General features: G+C 58.8%; 26 protein-coding genes. 16 read left to right on the top strand and 10 right to left on the bottom strand.

The features are described 5' to 3' along the window. Positions 1-11: 11 nt before the first annotated feature. Positions 12-548 (top strand): hypothetical protein, encoded by a 537-nt coding sequence (locus JFT91_RS05190; RefSeq protein WP_201231740.1) that lies wholly within the window; start codon positions 12-14, stop codon positions 546-548. Positions 549-855: 307 nt separating this feature from the next. Here JFT91_RS05190 and JFT91_RS05185 read toward each other — a convergent pair whose 3' ends face one another. Beyond that, the gene (locus JFT91_RS05185) at positions 856-1,242 is read right to left on the bottom strand and encodes a DUF6124 family protein (protein ID WP_201231739.1); all 387 of its coding nucleotides are present in this window, start codon (positions 1,240-1,242) and stop codon (positions 856-858) included. A 504-nt stretch (positions 1,243-1,746) separates the two neighbouring features. On the opposite strand from JFT91_RS05185, the gene JFT91_RS05180 reads away from it, so the two are divergent. The 13 genes from JFT91_RS05180 to JFT91_RS05125 all read left to right on the top strand — a co-directional run bounded on the left by JFT91_RS05180 (position 1,747) and on the right by JFT91_RS05125 (position 13,296). Further along, complete coding sequence (locus tag JFT91_RS05180; RefSeq protein WP_207196823.1) at positions 1,747-2,178, top strand: hypothetical protein; 432 nt, start codon at positions 1,747-1,749, stop codon at positions 2,176-2,178. 10 nt (positions 2,179-2,188) lie between these two features. Further along, a complete protein-coding gene (locus JFT91_RS05175; protein WP_201198975.1) occupies positions 2,189-2,650 on the top strand; it encodes an XAC2610-related protein in 462 nt (153 codons plus the stop codon). Positions 2,651-2,661: 11 nt separating this feature from the next. Then, positions 2,662-4,038: a lysozyme inhibitor LprI family protein gene (locus JFT91_RS05170; RefSeq protein WP_201198974.1), complete on the top strand. Its 1,377-nt coding sequence runs from the start codon at positions 2,662-2,664 to the stop codon at positions 4,036-4,038. Positions 4,039-4,176: 138 nt separating this feature from the next. Continuing rightward, positions 4,177-5,571, top strand: coding sequence for a TIGR01777 family oxidoreductase (locus tag JFT91_RS05165; protein ID WP_201231737.1), 1,395 nt, complete (start codon positions 4,177-4,179; stop codon positions 5,569-5,571). A gap of 9 nt (positions 5,572-5,580) precedes the next feature. After that, positions 5,581-8,031 carry a PEP-utilizing enzyme gene (locus JFT91_RS05160; protein WP_201231736.1) on the top strand — a complete coding sequence of 817 codons (2,451 nt, stop codon included), beginning with the start codon at positions 5,581-5,583 and terminating at the stop codon, positions 8,029-8,031. 97 nt (positions 8,032-8,128) lie between these two features. Beyond that, a complete protein-coding gene (locus JFT91_RS05155; protein ID WP_201205067.1) occupies positions 8,129-8,578 on the top strand; it encodes a hypothetical protein in 450 nt (149 codons plus the stop codon). Between the two features lie 10 nt (positions 8,579-8,588). After that, positions 8,589-8,960 carry a hypothetical protein gene (locus JFT91_RS05150; protein ID WP_201198968.1) on the top strand — a complete coding sequence of 124 codons (372 nt, stop codon included), beginning with the start codon at positions 8,589-8,591 and terminating at the stop codon, positions 8,958-8,960. A gap of 19 nt (positions 8,961-8,979) precedes the next feature. After that, entirely contained in the window at positions 8,980-9,528 is a 549-nt protein-coding gene (locus JFT91_RS05145) for a hypothetical protein (RefSeq protein WP_201198966.1), read from the top strand. After that, positions 9,515-10,360: a tetratricopeptide repeat protein gene (locus JFT91_RS05140; protein ID WP_201198964.1), complete on the top strand. Its 846-nt coding sequence runs from the start codon at positions 9,515-9,517 to the stop codon at positions 10,358-10,360. Before JFT91_RS05145 ends, JFT91_RS05140 begins: the two co-directional genes overlap by 14 nt. After that, the gene (locus JFT91_RS29440; RefSeq protein WP_242489212.1) at positions 10,357-10,779 is read left to right on the top strand and encodes a lysozyme inhibitor LprI family protein; all 423 of its coding nucleotides are present in this window, start codon (positions 10,357-10,359) and stop codon (positions 10,777-10,779) included. Before JFT91_RS05140 ends, JFT91_RS29440 begins: the two co-directional genes overlap by 4 nt. Next, positions 10,776-11,117 carry a hypothetical protein gene (locus JFT91_RS29435; protein WP_242489211.1) on the top strand — a complete coding sequence of 114 codons (342 nt, stop codon included), beginning with the start codon at positions 10,776-10,778 and terminating at the stop codon, positions 11,115-11,117. The genes JFT91_RS29440 and JFT91_RS29435 overlap by 4 nt, the downstream gene beginning before the upstream one ends. Beyond that, positions 11,114-12,118 (top strand): hypothetical protein, encoded by a 1,005-nt coding sequence (locus JFT91_RS05130; RefSeq protein WP_242489210.1) that lies wholly within the window; start codon positions 11,114-11,116, stop codon positions 12,116-12,118. Before JFT91_RS29435 ends, JFT91_RS05130 begins: the two co-directional genes overlap by 4 nt. 74 nt (positions 12,119-12,192) lie before the next feature. Then, the gene (locus JFT91_RS05125; RefSeq protein WP_242487229.1) at positions 12,193-13,296 is read left to right on the top strand and encodes a hypothetical protein; all 1,104 of its coding nucleotides are present in this window, start codon (positions 12,193-12,195) and stop codon (positions 13,294-13,296) included. A 62-nt stretch (positions 13,297-13,358) separates the two neighbouring features. Here the strand turns inward: JFT91_RS05125 and JFT91_RS05120 are convergent, their stop codons facing one another. Beyond that, the gene (locus JFT91_RS05120) at positions 13,359-13,730 is read right to left on the bottom strand and encodes a DUF6124 family protein (RefSeq protein ID WP_201229289.1); all 372 of its coding nucleotides are present in this window, start codon (positions 13,728-13,730) and stop codon (positions 13,359-13,361) included. A gap of 527 nt (positions 13,731-14,257) precedes the next feature. Between JFT91_RS05120 and JFT91_RS05115 the strand changes: the two genes are divergently transcribed. Beyond that, positions 14,258-14,641, top strand: coding sequence for a helicase (locus JFT91_RS05115; protein WP_201231735.1), 384 nt, complete (start codon positions 14,258-14,260; stop codon positions 14,639-14,641). 279 nt (positions 14,642-14,920) lie between these two features. Here JFT91_RS05115 and JFT91_RS05110 read toward each other — a convergent pair whose 3' ends face one another. The 6 genes from JFT91_RS05110 to exbB all read right to left on the bottom strand — a co-directional run bounded on the left by JFT91_RS05110 (position 14,921) and on the right by exbB (position 21,823). Next, a complete protein-coding gene (locus JFT91_RS05110) occupies positions 14,921-16,321 on the bottom strand; it encodes an aminoacyl-tRNA deacylase and HDOD domain-containing protein (RefSeq protein WP_201231734.1) in 1,401 nt (466 codons plus the stop codon). A 79-nt stretch (positions 16,322-16,400) separates the two neighbouring features. Then, a complete protein-coding gene (gene recG / locus JFT91_RS05105; RefSeq protein WP_201229285.1) occupies positions 16,401-18,476 on the bottom strand; it encodes an ATP-dependent DNA helicase RecG in 2,076 nt (691 codons plus the stop codon). Between the two features lie 9 nt (positions 18,477-18,485). Beyond that, positions 18,486-19,415 carry a hydrogen peroxide-inducible genes activator gene (locus JFT91_RS05100; RefSeq protein WP_201229284.1) on the bottom strand — a complete coding sequence of 310 codons (930 nt, stop codon included), beginning with the start codon at positions 19,413-19,415 and terminating at the stop codon, positions 18,486-18,488. Between the two features lie 276 nt (positions 19,416-19,691). Then, on the bottom strand, positions 19,692-20,438 hold the full coding sequence (locus JFT91_RS05095) for a TonB family protein (protein ID WP_201229283.1): 747 nt from the start codon (positions 20,436-20,438) through the stop codon (positions 19,692-19,694). Next, positions 20,435-20,863 carry a TonB system transport protein ExbD gene (gene exbD / locus JFT91_RS05090; protein ID WP_201149356.1) on the bottom strand — a complete coding sequence of 143 codons (429 nt, stop codon included), beginning with the start codon at positions 20,861-20,863 and terminating at the stop codon, positions 20,435-20,437. Before exbD ends, JFT91_RS05095 begins: the two co-directional genes overlap by 4 nt. A 6-nt stretch (positions 20,864-20,869) precedes the next feature. Next, positions 20,870-21,823, bottom strand: coding sequence for a tonB-system energizer ExbB (gene exbB, locus JFT91_RS05085; RefSeq protein WP_201231733.1), 954 nt, complete (start codon positions 21,821-21,823; stop codon positions 20,870-20,872). Between the two features lie 188 nt (positions 21,824-22,011). Between exbB and JFT91_RS05080 the strand changes: the two genes are divergently transcribed. Continuing rightward, positions 22,012-22,869, top strand: coding sequence for an SDR family oxidoreductase (locus tag JFT91_RS05080; protein ID WP_201231732.1), 858 nt, complete (start codon positions 22,012-22,014; stop codon positions 22,867-22,869). Positions 22,870-23,008: 139 nt separating this feature from the next. Here JFT91_RS05080 and JFT91_RS05075 read toward each other — a convergent pair whose 3' ends face one another. Both JFT91_RS05075 and ridA read right to left on the bottom strand, forming a co-directional pair. After that, positions 23,009-23,749 carry a putative periplasmic lipoprotein gene (locus tag JFT91_RS05075; protein ID WP_201231731.1) on the bottom strand — a complete coding sequence of 247 codons (741 nt, stop codon included), beginning with the start codon at positions 23,747-23,749 and terminating at the stop codon, positions 23,009-23,011. Between the two features lie 69 nt (positions 23,750-23,818). Further along, positions 23,819-24,199: a deaminase RidA gene (ridA, locus tag JFT91_RS05070; protein ID WP_003229509.1), complete on the bottom strand. Its 381-nt coding sequence runs from the start codon at positions 24,197-24,199 to the stop codon at positions 23,819-23,821.

Raw genomic sequence — 24,199 nt, 5'->3', positions numbered from 1 at the left:
GGTCATTGGCTATGCTCCGTTTTTTCATGTTTGCTTTTGTTTTTCTTCTAGCAAATTCCAGCAGTGCGCAGGATGCGGATTATTTGCAGGGGCAGTTAATACAGGGTCCGTTTAAAACTGACGTCGTAAGCGGAGGCGCATTATCGTTCCTGCAGACGACTAGCGAGGAGTTCCCTGTTTCTCTGGTGCTGGATGTTGTTGGAGTCGACAATAAAAAAAATAGAAGTCTTGTCGATAAATACGATGTGGCTGGCTCAGATCCAAAAATTGAGTCGATTTTCTTTTATCCGGTAAAGGGTAAGAAAAATGTGCTTGTTTTGGTTTCTTGGGAAATCACGAGCAGGGGAATTGGAACGTACGGAAGCCTTTATCAAGTTTATGGGTATGAAAAGAGTGCGGACAATAAGCTGGTTGTTAATAAGCTTATCAGGTTTGATAAAAACTTGAGTGGGATGGAAGGGTATCAAGAAGGAGAGGAGCAACATTTCCCTTATGTTAATGCCGGTTTGATCAAGTCCTATATTAATAAAATCAACGCTGCTAAATAGTGATGGCTAGCAATTTTTTGTGTGTCATGGGGGATCGCCATGCCTTATCACTTGCGGGTAGATGCGGCTTGTCCCCGGATTCACGGTTTTGAGCCTCCCCGAGCAATGCATCACCTGATTCACCAAACGCAAAACCTGAATGACTCAAAGATTGTGGTGAAATGGGGACAGACCACGTTTTAGTAATGATCCGAAAAACGTGGTCTGTTCCCACTTTCCCCTGAGAAGTGCGTTGCCAAGTTAAATAACTGACCGAAGAATAGTTTAACGGGGGACGGATTTACTTGAATCCGTCCCCTTCTTATCTTTACGTCTTCGCTTCCTGCCTTGCCGCAATTAACTCCTCCAGATGATCCAGCGCACGCTCCACCATGAGCTGTGCGCCATCGGCGATTCTGCTCAGGGACAACGCTACGGAGCGGTTTGAGCCTTCGACGTCGTCCGCTAGTTTGGCGGCGATGGCGCTGATGGACAGCATGTCTTCGGAGGCGTTAGCCAGGAGGGCTTCCGGGTCAATGCCGGTGGAGATGGTAAAGAGCCTGCCTTTGCGGCGTTTGGACGGTTTGTCGTTGGTGGGTGGGAAGTAATGGGCGAAGGCGCGGTCGGCGGCTTCTTTGTCGAGCATTTCTGTGTCGAGGGATTGCTCGGCGGGGTTGCCAGTGTTGTCTGGCGGGTTGGGCGTTACTTTGAACATGGATACATCCCGATATGAGTATTTAAAGGGACTGACACCCGTTCGCTTGCATTCGAATGAAGGTGGCAGCTGTACGCAGGTGTGCAAGACCGGGCATATCGGACCCGGCAGACCCCAAAGGACCTCCCGCGCACAGCCGCCATAAAGCGTCATAACGAGCACTTGAAAGCTCGAACCTCTGACTAGGCGTTTGTGCGGCGATATGTACCGGACTTGCACGTCCGTGTCACCGTTTTTTGCGGTGACAAATCAAGGTTAGCGGTGAATGCAAGGGGTGGATAGTTCATGGATGGCTCGGCGTCTTGCGGGAAATGTCCGACGAACATGACATCCGTTTAGCCGCAGATCGAAAAATCGTGACTTCTGTTTAAGTGATCGCGACACAAAGAGGATCGGTCTGACAACAAAGGGCTTATCTGCGTAAATCAGTGGCTACCGATCACGGTTTTTTTGCCGAGGAAAGTCGGAAGTAAAAAAGCAGTGAAGCCGATCTCTCATAAGGAAATGAACGTGAAAAAAGTACTTTTTCTGCTATCCAGCCTCTTCCCGCTGGTAGCCCACAGCGCAGTCAGCAGCGAATCCTTTTGCTTCGAACTCTCCGAATCCAGCCCGGTAAAGTTTGAGTTCCGTACCTTTTACGACGCGTCCAGCAAATGGTCTGGTGGCTTCGTCAGGTACGCCAAGTACAACGACCCCATCTCCATTGTGTTGACGGATTCCGAGGAGGAGATGCTCGGTCCCGACGCCCCTTGGCAGAGAGCCACAACGTGGTCTGAAGTCGTCAATGGCAAGGTTGCGGGAACCTACGATTTCGTGACTCAAGGGACGCAGATCGTCTCGATGAAGTACACGAAAAAGTCCAACGGAAAGGTTTACCACTTCTTGAATAACCCCAACATCGACTCCTCCCAGGAGTCCGGATGCAAGTGGGAGTAGGGGCGAGCACATGCAATTCAAAACTCTAGCGGTATCACTGCTTGGCCTGCTGTGGGCGATCCCGGCACTGGCTGAAACCACTAAGTTCAGCCCAGTCACAGGTGTCGAAGCGACGCTGGTTATTGAGGGCGCCACACTGAATGTCTCGGTTAAAGGCGAAACGCCCAGCGAGCCCCGGACCATAGATTTTGAAGCCATAAACGAACTCAAGGTACAGATCGGGGACTTCAATTTCGACGGTGCCAAAGATTTCGCGATCTGGCAGCTGGATGACGGCATGGGCACTTACGACTACTTCAGAGTTTTCGTTTACCAAGCCAAAACCAGCACCTTCAAAGAGTTGCAGCCGGATTGCGGCGATGGCTTCGTCAATCTGCGCGCCGACAAAAAACGCAAAGTGTTGCTCAGCACTTACTGGGAAATGAACAGACCGAAGCAGTGCGTCACCCGATTCACCCAACGCAAAACCTGAATGACTCAAGGATGAACAAAGTGAAACGCTTAATCTTAATGCTGTTGGCCTCGCTGTTGCTGCCAGTTTCGGCAGCCTATGCGCAGGATGACTGCAGCAACGTCACCTCAAGCATGGAAATGGTGCCCTGCTCTGAGGCGGCGAAGAAGGCTGCCGATGCGCAGTTGAACGTTAGCTACAAGCAGCTGATGGCGCGGCTTGAATCTGACTATCGAACAGATCCGGCGTTGGGCGCGGAGTACGCGGCGAAGGTTAAAGAGTCGCAGCGTGCGTGGTTGAAATTGCGCGACGCGAACTGTCCGTTGGAGGCGTTCGAGATCGAGGTGGGTAAGCCTGCTTACGTGGCGGTCGGCAACTTGTGCATCGCCAGAATGAGTCGCGAGCGCTCGGCGTATCTGGACGAGATCGTCCCTGCTCTTGCGTCCGACAAGAGTACTTCGACGGCGCCGACCAGCGACGCATGCCCGTCGGAGGAGTTCGCGCCTTTCCTGACGGCGTTTTCCGCCAACAGCGAATCGCAACGCCGTCTCACGGCGTTGACGGTCAAGTCGCTGGTGTTGAAACCGGTAGCGGGAAAGGATCGAAGTACTTTTGAGCCTTCGACCTCGGGTGTCAGTGGAGCTACCTTCACCTATCCACTGATGGCTGCAATCACACCCGGCAAGACACCTGGAGTCGAGATCGAAGAGGTCGACGACAGTCACGTCAACGTGGTGGATAAGCGAGCGGGAAACAGCAATGTGAAAATCTTTAACTTCTCTCGGCAGGCCTGTTGGGTGCTGGAGGGAATTGAGGATTGGTCGATCAGCGAAAAGGATCTCGTCGCAACGGAAACCTCTGGAAGGAGTCGCGCCGAGAACTTCTGTTATCAACGTGCCGAAGCGTTAGGTGGATTGGGATTTCTTGAGCAATACCCGCTTACGGTGGAGTTGATTGAAGCGTCCCTGGAAAACTATTTATGTGCTGCAGAGTCGGGTGATGCACAGGCGAGCTTGTCGGCAGCAAGCCTGAGTCTTTCGCAAATGGCGTCGCAGTTGGAAACCCCTAGAGTTGAGGCATTGTTCAAAGCAGCCTCGAAAATACCGAGTGGTGCGTTGGGCTATGCCACGTTTTTTTGTTTAGGCAATTCCACCGACTACAGCGGTCCTTGCCTCCATCCCGCGGAGGCAGAAAAACAGGTTATTCGTGCTGTTTCCATGGGTTCCACAGAGGCGATGATTTATTTGGCTTCTTCTTTCGAAAGTGGCGATTTGGGAACGAAGGATATGTCCCGAGCCTTAGCCTGTTATCAAATGGCGGCTGACAAAGGTATTCAGTCGAGCATCGACAGCGTGAAACGATTGGGATCGCAAGGCGCGGAATCGATCAAGGCCAGTCACTGTATTTGAAATGCCAGGTCATGTTTGATGCGTTTTCGCAGGCGTTAAGTCTGAATCCGTTCGGTAAAACGTTTAGTTTTTGAGCGTCTGACGACTGCGATTTTCCTTTAAACTCCCCACCCCCAAGGTATGCGCTCAGGACACGGAATGCCAGCCCCCTCGACCTCGCTTCGCCCCGCGCTAGTGCTGTGGCTATACGCCGCCGCGATCGTGCATATTCTCGCCGGTCTGACCCTGACCTGGGCCGGTCACTCCGGTTTACTCGACGGCTATTTGCACACCCTCGAACGCGCATTCTGGGGCGCTGAAGCGGTGCCCGCGGCCGGCCACGAACAGCAGGTCTGGTGGCTCGCGCTGTTTGGCGCGACGCTGCAAAGCTATTCGCTGTACATGCTCGCGCTGGTGCACATCGGCAATCGTTCGAAAGCGCCGAGTGTGTGGGGCTGGTTGATCGCTGGTGTCCTGTTGTGGGCGCCGCAGGACATGTGGCTGTCAGCGCAACAACAGGTCTGGTCGCACCTGTGGCTCGACGGTTTTGCGCTGCTGATGCTGTTGCCGCCGCTGGTCTGGCTGTATCGCCATGACTGCCGGAAATCCCCTCGAGTAAAACCTCAGAGTACGTCCAATCCGTTTGCGGGCAGCGCCTACAAGCGCGTGCTGATCACCGGTGGCACAGGGTTTATCGGCGAGGCGGTGGTCAATCAATTAATCGACACCGGCCACACCGTGAGTGTGCTGGCACGTGATCCATTGAAAGCAGCCAATCTGTTCGAAGGCCGCGTCCGCTGCGTGCAATCCCTGAGCGAACTCAGCCACGACGAGACCTTCGACGTGGTGATCAACCTGGCCGGCGCGCCGGTCGCCGGGCCTCGCTGGAGCCCCAAGCGCCAGGCGCAACTGATCGCCAGTCGGGTCAACACTACCGAAGCGCTGATGACCTGGCTGAAAAACGCTCGGCAAAAACCGGCGCTGTGGATTCAAGCCTCGGCCATCGGTTTCTACGGCGTGCGCGATGCCAGCGAAAGCCTCGATGAACAGGCGAGCAAGGGCGACGGTTTCATGGCCGAACTCTGCGCGCGCTGGGAAGCCGCCGCGCAACCGGCCACGCAGTTTGGTGTGCGTCAGGTGGTGCTGCGCCTCGGCGTGGTGTTCGGTCCGGGTGGTGCGCTGTTGCCGTTGCTGATTCCGTTTCGCCTGGGCTTCGGCGGGCGCATGGGCGATGGTCAGCAGATCATGAGCTGGGTGCACCGCGACGATGTGATTCAGGTGATCGCTCGATCCTTCCACGATGAAAATCTGCGCGGCACTTACAACATGGTCGCGCCGGAAACGGTCAGTCAGGCAGCGTTCGCCGAGAACGTCGGCAAGGTCCTCAAGCGTCCGGTGTGGTTCCACATTCCTGCTGCGCCAGTGCGGGCGCTGGCGGGGGAGATGGCGCAGTTGTTCTTCGACGGTCAGCGTGTGGTGCCTCAGCGTCTGAGCGAGGCGGGCTACACGTTCCGCTATCCGACCCTCGACGCCGCGCTGCGCGATCTGGCCTGAGGATCGCCCATGAGCAAGCCCCTGATGTACCTGCTGGCCGGCAACGGCGGCGCCGCCGATTGGTGGGACGACGCGCTGCCGCACTTTCAGCGCTACGACGTGGTGCCGCTGGAGTTGCCGGGCTTCGGCGCCAACCCGCAGCCGCCCTGCGAGGATCTCGCGGACTACGCGCAGACCTTGCTGGCGATGACGCAGCAGGGCAGCGCGATCATGGCGGTCGGGGTCAATGCGTTGCTGGTGCTGCATGCACTGCAACGTCGGCCTGGGCACTTTTCGCGCAGCGTTTTGCTGGCGCCGGTCGGTGCGTTTTTGTGGCAGCGGCGGTTGCCGGCGCTGATGTCGCCGCTGCCAATCCGCAAGACCATTCACTGGCTGCTGTCGAACAAACCGACGCTGTTCGCGCGCAAGTTTTCCAATCAGACCTGGACGCCCGCGCAGTACCAACGCATGGGCGCCGGTTATGCGCGTTGCCGGGCATTTGTGCCGCATTGGGACTTGGTCCGCGCTGACACCGCGCTGCCGTTGCTGGAGTGGATCACCGATCCGGTCGAGCTGGTCTGGGGCGATCAGGACAACGTGTTGGGTATTGAGCAAGCAGCGGCGTGGTCGGCGATTCTCGCCCGCGCTGATCTGACCATCAGCCTCAAACCCGGTTGGGGTCATTACCCGTGGATCGACTCGCCCGCTGAATTTGCCGCGTGGCTGGAGTCCGGCGAACGTGGTTTTGTCGCGCACACCAAGGGTGGCCGTTTGCGCCTCGCTGAACTGGCCCGGCAACCGGTGCCGGCCGCGCTGAACCTCAACGATTGCGATGATCCGCGCCTGTCAGCGTTCCTCGCCGCACAACCCGACGTGACCTGGGCGGTGCGCTCCTCCAGTTATGGCGAGGATCAGGCCGACTCGGCGAATGCCGGTTTGAGCACCACTTACCTGCGCGAGCCGCGCGCCAACGTGCCGAAGCGCATCGCCGAATTGACCGCCGAAGGCGTCGAGGAAGTGGTGGTGCAGCGCTTTATCACGCCGCAGGTTTCCGGCATCGCGTTTGTCCGGCATCTGTCGGTTGAACTGGAATGGGTGGAAGGTCATCTGGAGTCGTTGGCCGATGGTCACGTCAGCCCTTCGCGCGCCACTCTGTCGCGGGTTGGCGAGGCCTGGCGCAGCGGTGCATTTACCGCCACGCACGGTTTGACCGAAGCGCTGCTGTGGCAGTTTCTGCAAGACGTGCTGCGCGTTTTCCACTACGTGCCCGGCGACGTCGAATGGGCCTGGGACGGTGCGCAACTGTGGCTGCTGCAATACCGGCCGATCAGCGACTACGGCTGGCGCCGCCACCTGACCGCCGCCAACATCGCCGAGATTCTGCCGCGGCAACCGAGCGTGCTGGTGGAGTACGCCCAGCGCCGCGCGGCAGCGAGTATCCCGGCGATCATGGCGCGTTGGGATGCGCGAGTGTTGCAGGACAACGAACCGTTCACTGCGGTGTTCGGCGGCGCGTCCTACATCAACAATGACCTGTTTCTCGCCCGGCTCGCCGACTGGGGCATCAGCGCCATCAACTACGCCGGTGAAGTCGGCGGCGCGACCCCGCACTTGCCGTGGCAACCGCTAAAGCTGCTGCGTTCGCTGCCGCTGTTCCTGTGCATGCAACGCATCGCTCGCGGGCATCTGCTGAGCCTTGAGCGCGGCTTGCAACGCTTCGATAAAGAGCTAGCCGAACTCGTCGCCCAAAACGCTGACGGCCAGCAACTGGCGGACTGGTTCACCCGGTTTTACGTGTTCGTCGTGCAAGGCAATCTGTGCATCGCCACGGCGCTGGCCAGCAGTGGCGGCGATTGGCTGGGGCGCCCGCCGACCGCTTACGACAATCTTGAAAACAGCCCGCATCGACTGCCCTGGGAAACCGATCCGGCGACCCCGCGCCCGGCGCCGAGCGAGCTGCCGTTGCAGGCCTTTCCGCAGTGGTCGAGCCTGATCCGCCTCGCGCATTCGACCGGCCTGCCGGGCCTGCGCGGCTACTACCTGCAAGTGCGCGAGTGGTACCGCGACAACCTGATGCGCATCTTCTTCCGCCTGCACCACGCCATGCCGCTGGCCGACCGCGAACACTGGTTCGCACCGCACCCGGACGTGCGGACGCGTGATGGCAGCTTCTGGCAGGACGGCCGTGAAGGCGCCGAGCAAGCGACCGGATTCATGATTTATCCGGGGCAGGTGCAGGGCATTCTGGGCGAGGATATTTTGCTCGAAGACACCCTCGATCCGGGGCGTCATGCGCACTATCAAGCGGCGCGGGCGGTGATTGCGCGGATGGGCGGGCGCTTGTCCCACGGTTCGACGTTGTTGCGGGAATTGCGCAAGCCGTCGGCGGTGATGCCGCAGGTTGATCAGGCGTGGTTGGGCTGTGAGGTGTTGTATCGGGATGGGGAGTTGAGTCTGGTCAATCCGGGCAATCAGAAATAAGCCTGCAGCCGTTGTTTTTTCAGGTCTTCCATTAAGGAGTTACAGCGTGAAAGGATTTTTGGTTCTACTCGGCAGCTTGCTGCTGGCGGTCTCTTCCATGGCTTTCGCCGCCGACCCGGATTTCAAGGATTACACCGTCACCCCGGTCTTCACCGGCACTCACCCTGCGCTGGTGCCGCAGGAAAACAGCAACCCGGTGATTGACAGTGCGCGAGCGAAGGCCCTGAAAGGCAAGGTCAACTTCGCCGGCCACTACATCATCAACCCACTGGGTTGTGGCGGCGGTGCCATCTGCGCCGAAGTGCTCGATGCACAAACCGGAAAAGTGGTCGGGGGCCTGCCGAATGCCTACGACGGCAGCACGTTCGCCATGGCGTACCAACCCGACAGCCGCTTGATCTTCATCACCGGCATCACCCTCGACGGCGAAGAAGACGCCCAGGGGAATTCGCTGGAGAGCGTCAACCGGGATCGTTACTACGAGTTTGTGAACAACGAATTTCGGCTGCTGACCATGGCCGACACGGAATCGCCGCCGCTTGAATAAGGATGATGGGATGAACCGTTTTTTCATTCGGTACGTGCTGAGCGCGCTGCTGCTTTTGCCTTTCGCCCTGCCGGCGAGTGCCAGTGAAGGCAGTTGCTATGGCTACCTCACCGAGATGGTCAGGAGCAGCGATTTCCCGTTTCAGTATGTCGGCAAGGACAAGGTCAATCTGCTGATTGATGAGGACAATGGAGACATGGTCCGTGCTCAGCTGTTCTTCGACACCGATGGCACCGGCACCATCGGCTGGATCAAATACACCCCGGCGACACGCGTATTGCTCAACACCTCGGCCGAACTGGACGAGCCGGTGACGTTGTCCTTCGACGCCAGGTTCGCCGATGGCTACGCAAAATGCCTGACGGAAAAACAGGCAGGATAACGGCGAAAGGGAATTCTCGATGAATCAGTTTTATCTCGCGGGCAGCCTCGCGTTGCTGCTCTGCGCGCCTGCGTATGCAGCGCCGGCGGATGCCTACACCCAGCGCGACGTGATGCAGTGCGGTGGGGTTGAAGTGGTCTTGGTGTCGTCGTGTCGATCGGTGACGGTGGATGACGCGGAAACCCACCTCATCGCGGTTTGTTCTGACCAGACCATCAATATCGGCGGCAAAGTGCTGCGGCGTGACATCGGTAAAGTTCTGCAACGTACCTCCGACGGTGCGAAGACGAAGATGTTGAACAACGTGGTGGTGGCAATGGATTGCGTGACAGGCAGCAAGGGCAGCCTTGTTTCAATCGGTGGCTACGGCGGTTGCGGTGCCTGCCCGGAGTGGCACGGGTATTACTCGACCGCCGGGCGACTGGAGCAATACAGCTTCGACAATACCCAGCGCTCGTTTGGTTCGAAGGGTTCCTGGGAGGAGCTGATTGAGGCGTATGGCGTTACCAAAAGGCAGTTGCAATCGCCAAGCTCGGCGGTGAAAAGGATTGAATATGGCCAGCGTTAAGTGGGTGTTGCTTGGCAGTCTGTTGGTCACCGCCAGTGCCTTTGCCGAGGATCCACCAGTAGTAGGCGTGAACGGAAATACTGTGACGTTTCGGGCGACGAAATGGACGTTGCCCGGTGTGGATTCGACGACTGCATGGTTCACCGCCAATGGCAAAACCTTCCCAGTCTTCAGCGCCGACGTTGGCGCCGATGGACACTCCGATTGGCTCAGCCCTGACAAGAAAACCTTGTTGCTCGACCCGGTCGTCTTCGGCATGTTGTCGGATGAGAATCAAGAAGAAAAACTGGTGTCGCAACAGCATTGCGATGTGATTTCGATGGAGACCGGTTGCGTGCTGGCTGAGCGCTCTCCTCGTTTTTGTCTCGGCAAATGGGTGGGTAATCAGTGGTTTTCGGAAGATGGCGAAGTCCTCACGCCCACCCTGGAAACGCAGTCCCCAAAGGACTGGTTGAAATACATCTCGACGATTAAAACTGCGCAGTCCCGCGCTAACTCCATCGAAGGCAGCCTGGACTTTTTAAGTCCCGAATCCTACATGGCGTGCCATCCCCCGGCGCAAAACGTTCAGGCCTACAACGACCTGGGTTTTTACTTGGCCGAGGGCGGTAGAGATGAGCTGGCGCTGAAGTTTTATCGCGGTGTTGAGGCGGTCGGCAAACGCACAGTGTTGATGCTGAACATCGCGGATTCACTGTGGCGATTGAACAAGAAAGACGAAGCACAGCGTTATTACCGCGAGTACGGCGAAGCGATGACTGCTGCTGGCAAGGCACAGAAAATTCCGCAACGAGTCGCTGAGCGATCCGAACTTCAGGGAATGAAAAATTGAACAGGTTGGTGCGCTTTATCGCGTTGTCCTTTGGACTGCTGTTCGCTTCAACCGCGTTCGCTGAGAATAATTGCAAAGTCATTACCGTGAGCTGGCAATACCTTGAATGCATTGAAGCCGAAGGTAAGGCGGCCGACGCGAAACTGAATGCCAGTTACAAAAAGCTGATGGCGCGCTTCGCGTCAGAGCGAGCAGAAGACCCAGCAGAAGCTGAGGCTTTCATGGCGATAGCCAAAGATTCACAACGTGCCTGGCTCAAGTTGCGCGACACAACGTGCCTGCTGGAAGCCACGGATATCGACCCTGATGCGGTAATGCATTCCACATTAATCAATAGCTGCATCGCCAGAATGAGCCTGGAACGTGCGGTGTATCTGGACGGGATCGTGGCGGACGGTTCGGGGATGTGGTTGATATGAACAAGGTCTCCAGATCCGGCGCGAAGCGTTACCAAGACGTAGTCGCGCGCTATCTCTACTCGTTCGACAATCCTTGCCTGACTGTTCAGATCCTCGCGCCCGACGGCAACTGGAGAGTGCTGTCGTCCAGGCAGTTTTGCAGTTTCGATGGCAAGACGTTCTGGAGCGACTATGCCGACGCGGGTTTCAAGGATCATGCGTTTGCCGAGGATGGGTTACACGTAACGCTCCGCCTGACCGAGCGGAGTGCGCCCGGGGAGAAGCGGCTGGCCTGTGTGATTCCGATTCAGAACGAGCAAATCAAAGAGCTGAAATGTGGCGCACCTGAGACGGCATGAAGATTAACCACGGAAGGAAAACAAAATTGGGCAGGCTTCCAGGTTTTGTTTGTGCACTTGGGCTTACGGCTGGTGTGTCGACTCAACTGGCACTGGCGAGCGATCCGCAGACCATCGGTGAGTTACATCCGCCGGTGGTGGCGTCGTTGGGCAATCAAAAGATCACGGTGTTCTTTCTGAAGAACAACCTGAAGAAGCAGACGACGGAGGTTCATGTTCCTGCCGCCGAAATCTTCTACTCAGCTATGAACGCAACCATACCGACGCTGAATTATGTGTGGAAGGTGGAGGGCGATCAGATTGCATCGGTGTTTTTCCATGAGCGCAAATCGCCGGGGCGGGCAGGGAAGTCCATGTACGTGCTGACGGAAACGCGGGTGTCGAATCGAAGTTTCGAGGGCGCGTCCTACTCGGTTCTGGAACTGCCACTCATCAAGGACGGCAATCAGTTGTCTTTGAATTATTTCCGTGGGGATCCACCGGAACCTGAGTTTCAGAACTGTCGCGACGGGCTGGATCTGGAGGAAAGTAAGGAAGTGGTGTGCGCTTACAAAGACGCGGCAAGTGTGAAAAAGCGCTTGTCTGTACTTGATGGGCAGGCTGCTGAACAGCCTCAGCCGAAGCCGGTCACGGTCAGCGCTAACGCAACTGCCAGGGCGTGTCCTTCGCCCGACTTCTCATTTTTCCTCGCAGCCTTTTCCGAACACGCGGATGTGCAAAAAGCCTTTGTCCAGCAGCCTCTGCAGATGGTCACAACGGTAGCGGGCGATCCCGAGCCGGAGCTGCAAAAGAGCAGCCTCAGCGGTGATGAACTCAAGTTTCCAATCATTCCGGATCTGGCAAAGCGAGAGGGCCAGGGCCTGACGTTGACCGTCAAGGAAGAGCGGGGCAACAAAGCGACCGCAATCCTGCAGAAACCGGATACCGACTATGTCTTCGAGTATCGGTTTGAGCGTGGGCAGTGTTGGCAGTTGAAAGAAGTGATGGATTACTCGCTTTAGAACGCAGGGCACAGGGTTCAGAGGCGAAATGCCTTCTGTTCAATCAGACCCGTAAATCATGACAGGAAGGCAAGTTGAAAAGATTAGGTTTGGTCGCGCTGTTGCTGTGTTCTTTCTCTGTGGCAGCGGGGCCGATGTTTCCGTCGCTCAAGTCGTGTAGGGACGTCGGCAGCGACTGTGCGCTGGCGCTGAAAGACGATTTCTTGGTGGACGCAAAGTCCGGGCAACGTCTCTCCGAAAGGCCGGTATCGGCGGGCGCGATGAGTGTTTTCTGGCTGTATCGAGATGGCGAGCGTTACATCCTGGAGGAAGAAAACTCCTCACAGGCGAAGTCGCGTCGTTGGCTGGTTTTTACCTACGACAGCGGCAAAGTGGTACTCGACGGCGCCTATATCTTCTCGATAGACATTGATATGAACACCGGGCCTTACTGGCATGGCTACGATTGCCGAGGTGATGCCAAGCCGTTCACCGTGCCAACGAAAGATTCGTTCAATGAAGTCGCCTTGGAGGAGTTGTGCGGGGAGGCCGAAGGCTGGGTCGTCTCGGGCCGGGATGCCGAAGTGCCGGTGTCTGCCAAGGGGCTGGCCGTCAGTGTTCCCGTTTACCACGCCCGCAATCGTGAGGGCTCAGCGACGTACCTGTTTACTGAAAGCGATGTTCCGGATCTTTCCAAGTTGGTGTGTTTGTCCAATTGTGCCGATGTCGCTCAAACACCAGAACGCGTTTCGCAAGAAACAGCGCTATTGAAGGGCGGGCAGGATGGAACGTTGTGTTCGGACGACGAAGACATTTATTTCAGTTGCCCGTTACAGGGCGGCAAGACGGTTTCCATTTGTGCGCGCGGAAACAGCAAACCCACGGCCGGTTCTGTTCAGTACCGATATGGTATTCCGGGAAAAATAGAGATGGTCTATCCGAAGACGGTTTTGCCGCCCAAGGGCAAAATCTTCGTTGTTGATGCGTCGGAAGGCAGCGTGAACCTGAACATCATCAAGTTCAAAAGCGGTGCCTACACCTACTTCGTTAGTCAGGCATTCGTGAGTTATCTGAAGGTGCTCAAAGAGGACAAAGTTGTGTTCCGCCAGTCTTGCAATGCCGGTGGCAACGCTTACGTCCACCGATTGGCGGACTTCGGGTTGGAAGCACGCGCAAAAAGCGCAGAGGACTTTCGCTAGTCGCTTTGGCTTAGGATCAGAAAAGGGGACTTACCGTCCCCTTTTTTCATCCAAACCTCTGGCTACGGCTTGATCGCCGCGCGCCGTATTTCGATGTGGTCGAGCGTGCCTTCCACCATCAGTCTCACTCCGTCCGCCATTCTGCTCAGGGCCAGCGCTACCGAGCGGCGTGAGCCGTGGAGGTCGTCGGCGAGGTCGGAGGCGATGACGCTGATGGACAAGAGGTCTTCGGAGGCGTTGGCCATGAGTGCTTCGGCGTCGGTGCCGGGGGAGAGGCTGAAGAGCCCGGTTTCGCGTTTGGGTTGCGGTTCGAGGGGCGGTTTGAAATGGTGGTCGAGGGCGCGCTCGGCGGCTTCGTGGAATTTCTTTGATTCCAGCGATTCGTAGGGCGAGATATCCGGGGTTTCGGGGGGATTGGGTGTTGGTTTGATCATTTGGTCTTACTCCAGTTTCAGGAGCCGACACCGTTTCGCTCGCACTTCGAAAGTGGTGGCAGCTGTGCATAGGTGTGCAAGACCGGTGGAGTCACCCGGCAGACCCGAAGGCCTCCCATACACAGCAGCCATAACGATCCGCGAGCATAGGAAAACGCTCGGCGAATTGCCATAACCAATGTGGACTCCCACCGAACTTGCACGTCCGAGTCACCGATTTTGCGGTGACACACAAAGCCTATCCACATCGCACCTGCTCGCCTAGTTCATGGACAGCCCCGCGGTTTGCAGGAAATTTCCCATAGATGTGCGGGGCGGAAGATCAAAAGATCGCAGCCTTCGGCAGCTCCTACATGAATGTGATTCTTAAGGTGTAGGAATGGTCGGTGGCTGGACTTTGTATCGTGACTTGGTGGTCATCGTGCGGGAAATGGTCTGCATCCTCTTCCAACAGTGGCGGATAGTGGCGTTATTGTGCGAATCCCTTACACTGCCCCGCCGTTCATTTTCCTTTTGAGGCTGTGCGCATGAAATTTCGTTTTCTCCTGTGGATGCTGGGTCTGTTGATGGGTAAGGCCAGTCGGAAAAATCCTGCGTTCCAGCAGCAGTTGGGCGACAAGGATCTGGTGTTTCAGCTACAGACCCTGGACGGCAAGGTGGCGCGGCATTTCGTGGTCAAGGATCAACGCATCACCAGCAAGGCCGGCGTGGTCGCGGAGCCGGCGTTTGCGATTGCCTTCAAAGATGCGGAGTATGGTTTTGCCACGATGCAGGCGAAGAACAAGCAATTGGCGTTCATGCAGGGGATTCAGGACAAGTCGATCCAGATCAAGGGCAACCCGGCGCTGGTGATCTGGTTTCAAGGGCTGACCAAGTATCTGAAACCGCGCAAGGCCAAGCCGAAGGCTTGAGAAGTAGAAGGACCTGAGTAGAAGAACTGTTGTGGCGAGGGGATTTAGCGAAACGTCGCACCGCCCCGCTGGGCTGCGAAGCGGCCCCAAAACCTGAGACCTCGGTTTTTCTGAAACACATTGTTGGCTGGGTTTGCGACTGCTACGCAGCCGAACGGTGCGGTGCGACGTTTCGCTAAATCCCTTCACAACAGGTTTTTTTGTGAGTCAGGTAAATCGGGGGGAATTCATCGCGGGCAAGCCTTGCTCCTACAGGAGTGTGGCTTGCCCGCGATGCATTCAGGCCTGGCTGAACTGTGAGGCCAGCTCACGCAGCAGGACTTCGGCTTCGAGGACTTTGCTGACGACGTCGTTGGCTTTTTCGCGGCTCAGGCCGACGCGTTCGAGCAGGGCGTCGGGGATGTCTTCATCCGGCCCCGAGCCAATCCCGCGACCGCGCAGCAGGCGCACGGCCAGGCAGACGAGATTCGGGTATTCGGCGTAGGCGCCGTCGTAGCTTGGGTCGTGCTGGAAGCGCAGGGCGGTGGCCAGCTCGTCCGGCATGTCCCAGTAGCGCATCAGCCACGAGCCGATCTGTTCACGGCTGATACCGAGCAGGTGTTGCTCGATGTAGCTGTGGCACAGGTGCGGGTTGACCTCCAGGTGGCGGCAGATCAGCGAGAAGTGCGGCGGAAAGACGTGGGCCAGCAGCAGATAACCGAAGTTGTGCAGCAGACCGGCGAGGTAGGTCAGGCCGGCTTCCGGGCGCTGGGCGCGCGGCATGGCGCGGGTCAGGCCCTCGATGACAGCGGCGGTGTAGATCGACTGCTGCCAGTACGGCGTGGTGTGTTGCGGGTGATCTTTGGGCAGGCTCAGCGTCTTGCCGAGGGCCAGGCCCAGCGCCAGGTTGATCACCAGATCGAAGCCGAGCACGCGGACGATGGCGTCTTCCACCGAACGGATCTTGCCCGGCGATGCGTAGTACGGCGACGCCGCCCAGCTCACCACTTGTGCGGCCAGCGCCGGGTCGGTTTCGACCACGCCGGTGATGTCGTCGATGGTGGCATTAGGGTCAACGCGCAGCTTGATGATTTTTTGCGCGGTTTCGGCCAGCGGTGGAATCTCGATGGTCGCTTCCAGGCGCTGCTGGATGCGTCGCGCGGTGAACGCTTGCACGGCCTGGGTGATTTCCTCGCGGTCATCGTCCGGGCGGTCGAGGTTGGGGCGAATGCTGCTCAGGGCTTCGCCGAAGTTGGCGGCGCTGGCCTTGGTCAGCATGGTCTTGAAGTCTTCGCTGGCGATTTCCAGCAGCAGGCCCGGCTCACCGGAGTTGATCAGCAGCTTCGGTTCGCGCAGCAGGCTTTCTTCGTACAGGCACGGCGAACTGGTCAGCGCCGGCAGGCCCGGCAGTAGGCTCAGGCTGTGTTTGCCGAGCATCTTTTCCAGACGCTCGGTGGACACCGCAGTCAAACGCCGGCCAGTCAATTCGGCGAGGCGATTGAGGTCGAGCAATTGGCTCTGTGGAAACAGCACCATCAGCGCGCCCACGGCGTCGTCGAGCAATACGGCTTGTACCTTGCGCGAGGCATTGAGGCCGTGATGGTCGAGCACTTCTTCGTAGGCGATACCCAGCTTGCCGAGCAACAGCCGAATTACCGACGGCGCGTGCAAGGGTTCGGGGGCGAGAGCTGCGTCAGTCATGGTGTGTATCCGTTTTTGAAACAATGGCAGGAGTATAACCAGCTCTGTCGGAACGAGCTGTCAGAAACTGCGACGGTGCTCACACTTGGCCATATTGCTGCCCGTGCCGCAGCCAGCGGTCGAGCAAGGGGCTGACGTGGGTCGGCCAGCGTTCCAGCAAGGCTTGCGCGGCGTCGCGTACGGCGGGCAACAAGTCGGCATCGCGCATCAGGTCGGCGACTTTGAATTGCAGCAGGCCGGTCTGGCGGGTGCCGAGCATTTCGCCGGGGCCGCGCAGTTCGAGGTCCTTTTCGGCAATGACGAAACCGTCGTTGGTCTCGCGCATGATGCCCAGGCGCTGACGACCGATCTGCGACAGCGGCGGATGGTAGAGCAGCACGCAATGGCTGGCGGCGCTGCCCCGACCGACGCGGCCGCGCAACTGGTGCAGTTGCGCGAGCCCCAGGCGCTCGGGGTTTTCGATGATCATCAGGCTGGCGTTGGGCACGTCGACGCCGACTTCGATCACCGTGGTGGCGACCAGCAGTTGCAGGTTGCCGGCCTTGAACTCGGCCATCACGGCGGCTTTCTCGACGGGTTTCATGCGCCCGTGAATCAGCCCGACTTTCAACTCGCCGAGGGCGAGGGTGAGGTCTTCAAACGTGGTTTCTGCAGCCTGGCAAGTCAGCTCTTCCGATTCTTCAATCAGCGTGCACACCCAATAGGCCTGACGCCCTTCGGCGCAAGCGCCGCGTACCCGCTCGATGACTTCGACGCGGCGCGTGTCGGTGACCAGCACGGTGTTGACCGGCGTTCGACCGGGCGGTAATTCGTCGAGGATCGAGGTGTCGAGGTCGGCGTAGGCGCTCATCGCCAGGGTGCGTGGAATCGGCGTGGCGGTCATGATCAGTTGATGCGGACACATGCGCCCGCCAACACCTTTCTGCCGCAACGCGAGACGTTGCTGCACGCCGAAACGGTGTTGTTCGTCGATGATCACCAGTGCGAGATTCTTGAACTGCACTTCGTCCTGAAACAGCGCGTGAGTGCCGACCACCATCGGCGTACCGCTGGCGATCTGCTCTAACGCCGCGACACGATTCTTGCCCTTGAGCTTGCCGGCCAGCCACGCCACTTCAATGCCCAGCGGTTCGAGCCAGCGCTTGAAGGTGATGAAGTGTTGTTCGGCGAGAATCTCGGTCGGCGCCATCAGCGCGACCTGATAGCCAGCCTCCAGCGCTTGCAGCGCGGCGAGGGCGGCGACCACGGTTTTACCGGCGCCCACGTCGCCCTGAATCAGCCGCAGCATGGGTTCATGCTGGCTGAGGTCGTAGGCTATTTCGTTGCCGACGCGCTGTTGCGCGCCAGTCGGGCTGAAACCGAGATTGGCGAGATATTTCGGTGGCAGCTTTTTCGCTTTCGGCATCGCTGGCGCGCGCAGCGAACGCATGCTTTCGCGCAAACGCTGTTGCGACAGTTGATGGGTCAGCAGCTCTTCGAAAGCGAGGCGATGTTGCGCCCAGTGATGGCCGAGGGCGAGTTCATCGACGTCGGCATCGGCGGGCGGGTTGTGCAGGTAGCGGATTGCATCGGCCAGTGGCGCCAGTTGATAGTCGCGGGCGAGCTCGGTCGGCAACCAGTCGGGCAGGGTGTCGGGCTTGAGCATCGTCAGCGTTTGCATGCACAACTGGCGCAGGCGCGCTTGGGTCAGGCCTTCGGTGAGCGGGTAAACCGGCGTCAGGGTTTCATCCACTGGCGGCGGCTCGTCGCCGGTGATGGCGCGATATTCCGGGTGGTAGATTTCCAGTCCTGACGCGCCGGGCCGCGCTTCGCCGTAGCAGCGAATCCGCGTGCCGCGCTTGAGGCCTTCTTTTTGCGCGTTGCTGAAATGGTAGAAGCGCAGGCTGAGGCCGCCGGTGCCGTCCTGCAAACGCACGACGAGGCTGCGACGGCGGCCCATGACCACATCGGCGCCGCTGACGGTGCCTTCGACCACGGCATCCTGTCCCGGTCGCAAATGGCCGATCGGCACCACGCGGGTGCGATCCTGATAACGCAGCGGCAGGTGAAACAGCACGTCCTGGAGGTTCTCCAGACCGACCTTGGCCAATTTCTCGGCCATGGCTTCACCGACACCCTTGAGTGCCGTCACCGACACTTGCGACAGCTCAGTCATGACGCTCGCTTAACCGGCCGTAACCGGTGCCGCTGGCTTGGCCACCGAACACAGGCGAATGGAGTCGGCGAGGATCTCGATGGCTTTCGGCCGTGGGAAACTCGCGCGCCAGGCAATGGCCACGGTGCGAAACGGTACCGGTGGCGACAAAGGGCGCACTTCGATCACGCCCGGGGCGTAGTGGTGGCTGTCGACTGCCGACAGCGGCAGGATCGAAATACCCAGCCCCGACGCGACCATGTGGCGAATGGTTTCCAGCGAGCTGGATTCGACCGTGGTGTGCTTGGCGCCGTCGTTGCCTTTGGTCAGGGTCGGGCAGGCTTCCAGCACCTGATCGCGGAAGCAGTGACCTTCGCCGAGCAGCAGCAGGCTCTTGTCGTTGAGCAGGCCGGCGTCGATGGTTTCCTTTTGCGTCCACGGGTGTTGAGCCGGCATCAAGACGTAGAACGGCTCGTCGTAGAGTTGCAGGGTCAGCACGTCGGCTTCGTTGAACGGCAGGGCGATGATGATCGCGTCGAGCTCGCCGTTGCGCAGTTTGTCGCGCAGCACGTGGGTAAAGTTTTCTTCGATGTACAACGGCATCTGCGGGGCGACCCGGTGCAGTTGTGGAATCAGGTGCGGGAACAGGTACGGGCCGACCGTGTAGATCGCGCCGACTTTCAGCGGCGCGGTCAGCTGGTTCTTGCCGGCCTGGGCCAGTTCGCGGATGCCCTGAGCCTGCTCCAGCACTTTCTGCGCCTGGGCGACGATACCTTCGCCAACCGGAGTCAGGCGCACGGCGCTCTTGCTGCGCTCGAAAATCAGCACACCGAGTTCGTCTTCAAGCTTTTTCACGCCCACCGACAGGGTCGGCTGGCTGACGTGGCAACGCTCGGCGGCGTGGCCGAAATGCTGCTCTTGGGCGAGGGTAACGATGTAGCGTAATTCTGTGAGAGTCATAGCAAGCGTCCATGAAGATGCGGGCCAAGCATACCGGCTGCAATCGATAGACGCACGTTATCAGACTGAGTGCGGAATGCGACACCGGGCAATGTAGGTTTGCAGTGCGCAGATACGCAAAAGGCACCTTTCGGTGCCTTTATCTCGATCTAACCGTCGCCACATAACCCCTGTGGGAGCGAGCCTGCTCGCGAAAGCGGTGGGTCAGACAAACATGAGCTGACTGACACGACTTCTTCGCGAGCAGGCTCGCTCCCACAGGTATTGCGGTGTTGCTTAGCGGCGGCGTTCGAGGGAGTACACAAACGGCGCAACAATTTCGATCGAGCCATTGGTCAACATGTCGGCCGGTGGCTTGGGCAGCGGTTGCGCGCGGCGGATCATTTCCAGGGTAGCCCGGTCCAGATCGGCGTTGCCGGAGCGGCCCACCAGTTCGAACGACAACACATTACCTTCAGCATCGACCACGAAGCGCAGACGGTTCAAGCCTTCTTTGCCCCGTGCCTGAGCACTGGCCGGGTACTTTTTGTACTTGGCCAAATGCGCGAGCAGGGTGCCTTGCCAACTGGCTTTGGCTGCCATCTGGGCAGGCGACGGGCCTGGCGCAGGCTGGGCGGATTTCTCCGTCGGTGCTTGAGTCGGTTGGGTGTCGGCCGGTTTCTCCTCGGAAGGTTTCTCCTTCGGCGGATCAGGCTGCTTCTTCTCGACCGGCTTCGGCGGTTTAGGCTTTGGCTTCGGTTTTGGTTTGGGCACCGCAATTTCAGCTTTCGGTGCTTCGGCCAGTTTCGGGATCGGCAACTCTTCAACCGGAGCCGGTGGCTGCGGCGGTGTGACGACTTTCGGCGGAGCAGGCGGTGGCGGGGCCGGAACCGGGGCCAGCTCGACCATCATTGCCTGCGGTGGCAATTCGATGGGCGGGCGAGCGGTCCAGTTCAGCGCCAGCGCGATGGCCAGCGCATGAACGCCCAGCACCACGGCCAGGCTACCGCTGTAACGCGTCAACTTATGGCGCGTTGTGATCATTTTTTGGCTGCCGTCTCAAGTCCGACCAGACCGACCTTCAGGTAACCGGCGGCGCGCAGTTTATCCATCACGCTCATCAGGTCGCCGTAATCCACGCCCTTGTCGGCCTGGAAGAAGATGGTGGTGTCTTTCTTGCCCTGAGTCTTGGCGTCGAGGAAGGCGCCGAGGGTTTCCGGCTTCACTTCGTCTTCGCCGATGTACAGGCGTTGATCAGCCTTGACGCTGAGGAACACCGGTTTCTCTGGCCGCGGCGCCGGTTTGGCGGTCGAGGCAGGCAGGTCGACCTTGATGTCCACGGTGGCCAATGGAGCCGCCACCATGAAGATGATCAACAGCACCAACATCACGTCGATGAACGGAGTGACGTTGATTTCGTGGTTCTCGGCCAGATCGTCGTCTGCGCCTTCTTTCAAATGCAGGCCCATGGCCGATTACCCCACTTTGACCATGTGCGGCTGCGAGCTGCGCTCAGGCTGGTGGTCCAGATCACGGCTGACCAGCAGCAGCACTTCGGCCGATGCATCGGAAACCTGTGCCTTGTAACCGGCGATGGAGCGGGCGAACACGTTGTAGATCACCACGGCTGGAATCGCAGCAACCAGACCCAGTGCGGTGGCCAGCAGCGCTTCAGCGATACCCGGTGCTACCACGGCAAGGTTGGTGGTCTGGGTTTTGGCGATACCGATGAAGGAGTTCATGATGCCCCACACGGTACCGAACAGACCGACGAACGGTGCGGTGGAGCCGATGGTGGCAAGTACGCCGGTGCCGCTGCTCATGTTGCGACCGCAAGCTGCCACGAGGCGCTCGAGACGGAAGCTGACGCGTTCCTTGATGCCTTCCTTCTCGCGGCTGTTGACCGACAGACGCATCTCTTCGAGCGCGTCGTGCACCAGCAGGTTGGCGAGGGTGCCTTCCTTGCCCGCCGTTGCGCTGGCTTCTTTAAGGGTGGTGGCTTTTTTCAGGGCAGCGATTTCGCCACGCAGACGACGCTTGGCACCCATCAGCTCGAAGCCTTTGGCGATCCAGATGGTCCAGGTGATGATGGAAGCGATGGCCAGACCGATCATCACGATTTTCACGATGATGTCGGCGTTCTGGTACATGCCCCAAGGCGACAGGTCGTGGGCCATGCCCAGGCTGTTGTCGGCTTCGAGAACTTCCGGCACGTCAGCAGCATCTACAGCTTGTACCGGATCGGTAGCGGCCGGGGCGGCTGGTGCGGCAGCAGGTATGCTCTGCTCAGTGGCTGCTGGTGTCGCGGGCGCTTGTGCATCGGCGAAAGCGGCAGTCGGTGCCAGCATCAGGCTGAGCAGCAGAGCTGCCACCGCGCTCCAGGCGCGAGGTCGAGTGGTTGGCGAAGCGGGGATTTGATTACGTGTCATGCTGGCCGGACCTGAGATAGAAAAACGTTGATGCTCTTCCAGGCCTCGTAAGGCCGAGAACAAAAGTGGCAGGCATTATTGCAAGTAATTCTTGTTAACAAAAGTAATAGAGTATCTTTTTTTCCTTGATTGCTAGCCGCTCGTCCTTTGCCGGCGCTAGTCTATGCCTTTGCGATGGGAGTTTTTTGATGTCTGCGCCTTCTGTTTTGATTGCCGGTTGTGGTGATGTCGGCAGTCGTCTGGCCACGCAATTGTTGGCGGCTGGCTGGGAAGTTCACGGTCTGCGCCGGGACGTTTCGAAGCTGCCTGACGGGGTGATCGGCGTTGCCGGCGACCTGTTCAACGAAGACTGTCCGGCGACCTGGCCGGTGGGGGCGGTGGATTACCTGGTGTACTGCGCGGCTGCCACCGATCACGATGAGGCCGGTTATCGCGCGGCTTACGTGCAGGGTTTGCAGAATGTGCTGAGCTGGCTGGAAGACTACGGGCAGGTGCCGGAGCGGCTGATCTTCGTGTCCAGCAGCAGTGTGTATGGACAACAGGACGGCGGATGGGTGGATGAGACTTCCGAGACCGTCGCTACAGGTTACTCAGGTCGTTTGATGCTCGAAGCCGAACAAGTGGCGATTAATAGCGGCATTCCGGCCAGCGTTTTGCGCCTGACCGGCATCTATGGCCCGGGCCGCGAGTGGCTGCTGACTCAAGTGCGTCGCGGTTATCGAGTGGCGGTCGATCCGCCGCTGTATGGCAATCGCATACACGCTGATGACGCGGCGGGGTTGTTGGCGTTTCTGCTCGAAGCGGACCGTCGTGGCGTGAAGCTGGATCAGTTCTACATCGGCGTCGACGATGCTCCGGCACCGCTGGCCGAAGTGGTGGCCTGGTTGCGTGAGTATCTGGGCGTGACCGAGTGGGCTGATGATGCCAGCGTGCGTCGCACAGGCAGCAAGCGTTGCAGCAATGCGCGGGCGAAAGCATTGGGCTGGGAGCCGAAGTACCCAAGCTACCGTGAAGGCTACGCCGCGATCCTAGAAGGTAAATGCTGACGCCCTGACACCCCAAAAACTACTGTGGGAGCGAGCCTGCTCGCGAATCGGTGTGTCAGACAACATTGCTTTGTCTGACACACCGCTTTCGCGAGCAGGCTCGCTCCCACATTTGATCTTCAGTGGTTTCAGAGGCGAGTTACTGCTTCTCCAGCAACCACTTGCGCTCGCCCGGCGTGTACTGCGGCATCTCATCTGCCAGCGCCGTGTTCACGGCCTGGAAAATCTCCAGTTCCTTGCCCTTGCGCGCAAAGATGTAGGCATTGCCCTGGCCGTTGAGCTGCAACCACATGTTGTCGTTGGTGCTGCTCATCGACGCGCAATCGCCCGCCAGGCACAAGGCATAACGGTCGGCGCCAGGCAGGCCGGACACTTGGCCGTCAGCCTGGAACTGCACGGTGCCGCCTTCACCCTGGCCACTGGCGATTGTCCAGTTGCCGCCCATGTAGGCGGAATACAGGGCACGTTCGAAACTGGCACCTATCGGCGCGCCTTCCGGCACGGGAATCTGTGCGCGGTCGAAGTGCTGTTCGGGTTCGTTATCGCTGGCGGCCTGCTGCAGTTGGCTGCCATCACGTTTCAGCTCACTGGCGGAGCTGCCATAGAAGTCGACTTTCCAGGTGCCGGATTGTTCGCCCAGCAGCCGTCCTTCGACGTTCTCAAAACCGTTGGTGTAGCGGGCCTGACTGGCCTTGGTGTTGACGTCCCACTCCAGGTTCGGGCCGTAAGCCTGAAGCGCTTCGCGCAGGGGGCCGCCCTTGGCTGCGGCATCGATCGCCACCTGATTGATCCAGGTGCCGCTGATGTCACGGTCGGCAGGGTTGCTGGCGCAGCCGCCGAGGAAAATGGCGAGCAGCGGGAGAGCTAGCGCTTTGCGCATGGTGGAATCCTTTCAAAACCTTGTCTTGCTGAGCAGTCGGCGCGGCATTTGAAGGCCGCGCCGCGCGCATCACTCGATGACCAGAATGGCATCCATTTCAACCTGCGAACCCTTTGGCAGGGCAGCTACGCCGATGGCGGCGCGAGCCGGGTACGGCTGGTCGAAGTACTTGCCCATGATCTCGTTGACCTTGGCGAAGTGGCTCAGGTCGGTGAGGAAGATGTTCAGTTTGACGATGTCCTTGAACGAACCGCCGGCAGCTTCGGCCACGGCTTTAAGGTTCTCGAACACTTGAACGGTCTGGGCTTCGAAGCCTTCAACCAGTTCCATGGTTTTTGGGTCCAGAGGAATCTGGCCCGACATGTAGACGGTGTTGCCAGCCTTGATTGCCTGGGAGTAGGTGCCGATGGCAGCCGGGGCCTTGTCGCTGGTGATAACAGTCTTGGTCAT

It is taken from the genome of Pseudomonas sp. TH08, assembly GCF_016651275.1.
Taxonomy (GTDB): domain Bacteria; phylum Pseudomonadota; class Gammaproteobacteria; order Pseudomonadales; family Pseudomonadaceae; genus Aquipseudomonas.
This window is presented reverse-complemented; position numbering and strand designations above follow the sequence as displayed.

Coding starts and splice junctions, on each gene's coding strand:
- JFT91_RS05175 (WP_201198975.1), top strand. CDS start 2,189: ATGCAATTCAAAACTCTAGCGGTATCACTGCTTGGCCTGCTGTGGGCG.
- JFT91_RS05120 (WP_201229289.1), bottom strand. CDS start 13,730: ATGATCAAACCAACACCCAATCCCCCCGAAACCCCGGATATCTCGCCC.
- JFT91_RS05110 (WP_201231734.1), bottom strand. CDS start 16,321: ATGACTGACGCAGCTCTCGCCCCCGAACCCTTGCACGCGCCGTCGGTA.
- JFT91_RS05190 (WP_201231740.1), top strand. CDS start 12: ATGCTCCGTTTTTTCATGTTTGCTTTTGTTTTTCTTCTAGCAAATTCC.
- JFT91_RS05140 (WP_201198964.1), top strand. CDS start 9,515: ATGGCCAGCGTTAAGTGGGTGTTGCTTGGCAGTCTGTTGGTCACCGCC.
- JFT91_RS05075 (WP_201231731.1), bottom strand. CDS start 23,749: ATGCGCAAAGCGCTAGCTCTCCCGCTGCTCGCCATTTTCCTCGGCGGC.
- JFT91_RS29435 (WP_242489211.1), top strand. CDS start 10,776: ATGAACAAGGTCTCCAGATCCGGCGCGAAGCGTTACCAAGACGTAGTC.
- JFT91_RS05180 (WP_207196823.1), top strand. CDS start 1,747: ATGAACGTGAAAAAAGTACTTTTTCTGCTATCCAGCCTCTTCCCGCTG.
- JFT91_RS05155 (WP_201205067.1), top strand. CDS start 8,129: ATGGCTTTCGCCGCCGACCCGGATTTCAAGGATTACACCGTCACCCCG.
- exbB (WP_201231733.1), bottom strand. CDS start 21,823: ATGACACGTAATCAAATCCCCGCTTCGCCAACCACTCGACCTCGCGCC.
- JFT91_RS05095 (WP_201229283.1), bottom strand. CDS start 20,438: ATGATCACAACGCGCCATAAGTTGACGCGTTACAGCGGTAGCCTGGCC.
- JFT91_RS05160 (WP_201231736.1), top strand. CDS start 5,581: ATGAGCAAGCCCCTGATGTACCTGCTGGCCGGCAACGGCGGCGCCGCC.
- exbD (WP_201149356.1), bottom strand. CDS start 20,863: ATGGGCCTGCATTTGAAAGAAGGCGCAGACGACGATCTGGCCGAGAAC.
- JFT91_RS05130 (WP_242489210.1), top strand. CDS start 11,114: ATGAAGATTAACCACGGAAGGAAAACAAAATTGGGCAGGCTTCCAGGT.
- recG (WP_201229285.1), bottom strand. CDS start 18,476: ATGACTGAGCTGTCGCAAGTGTCGGTGACGGCACTCAAGGGTGTCGGT.
- JFT91_RS05080 (WP_201231732.1), top strand. CDS start 22,012: ATGTCTGCGCCTTCTGTTTTGATTGCCGGTTGTGGTGATGTCGGCAGT.
- JFT91_RS05115 (WP_201231735.1), top strand. CDS start 14,258: ATGAAATTTCGTTTTCTCCTGTGGATGCTGGGTCTGTTGATGGGTAAG.
- JFT91_RS05100 (WP_201229284.1), bottom strand. CDS start 19,415: ATGACTCTCACAGAATTACGCTACATCGTTACCCTCGCCCAAGAGCAG.
- JFT91_RS05170 (WP_201198974.1), top strand. CDS start 2,662: ATGAACAAAGTGAAACGCTTAATCTTAATGCTGTTGGCCTCGCTGTTG.
- JFT91_RS05150 (WP_201198968.1), top strand. CDS start 8,589: ATGAACCGTTTTTTCATTCGGTACGTGCTGAGCGCGCTGCTGCTTTTG.
- JFT91_RS05185 (WP_201231739.1), bottom strand. CDS start 1,242: ATGTTCAAAGTAACGCCCAACCCGCCAGACAACACTGGCAACCCCGCC.
- JFT91_RS05165 (WP_201231737.1), top strand. CDS start 4,177: ATGCCAGCCCCCTCGACCTCGCTTCGCCCCGCGCTAGTGCTGTGGCTA.
- JFT91_RS05145 (WP_201198966.1), top strand. CDS start 8,980: ATGAATCAGTTTTATCTCGCGGGCAGCCTCGCGTTGCTGCTCTGCGCG.
- ridA (WP_003229509.1), bottom strand. CDS start 24,199: ATGACCAAGACTGTTATCACCAGCGACAAGGCCCCGGCTGCCATCGGC.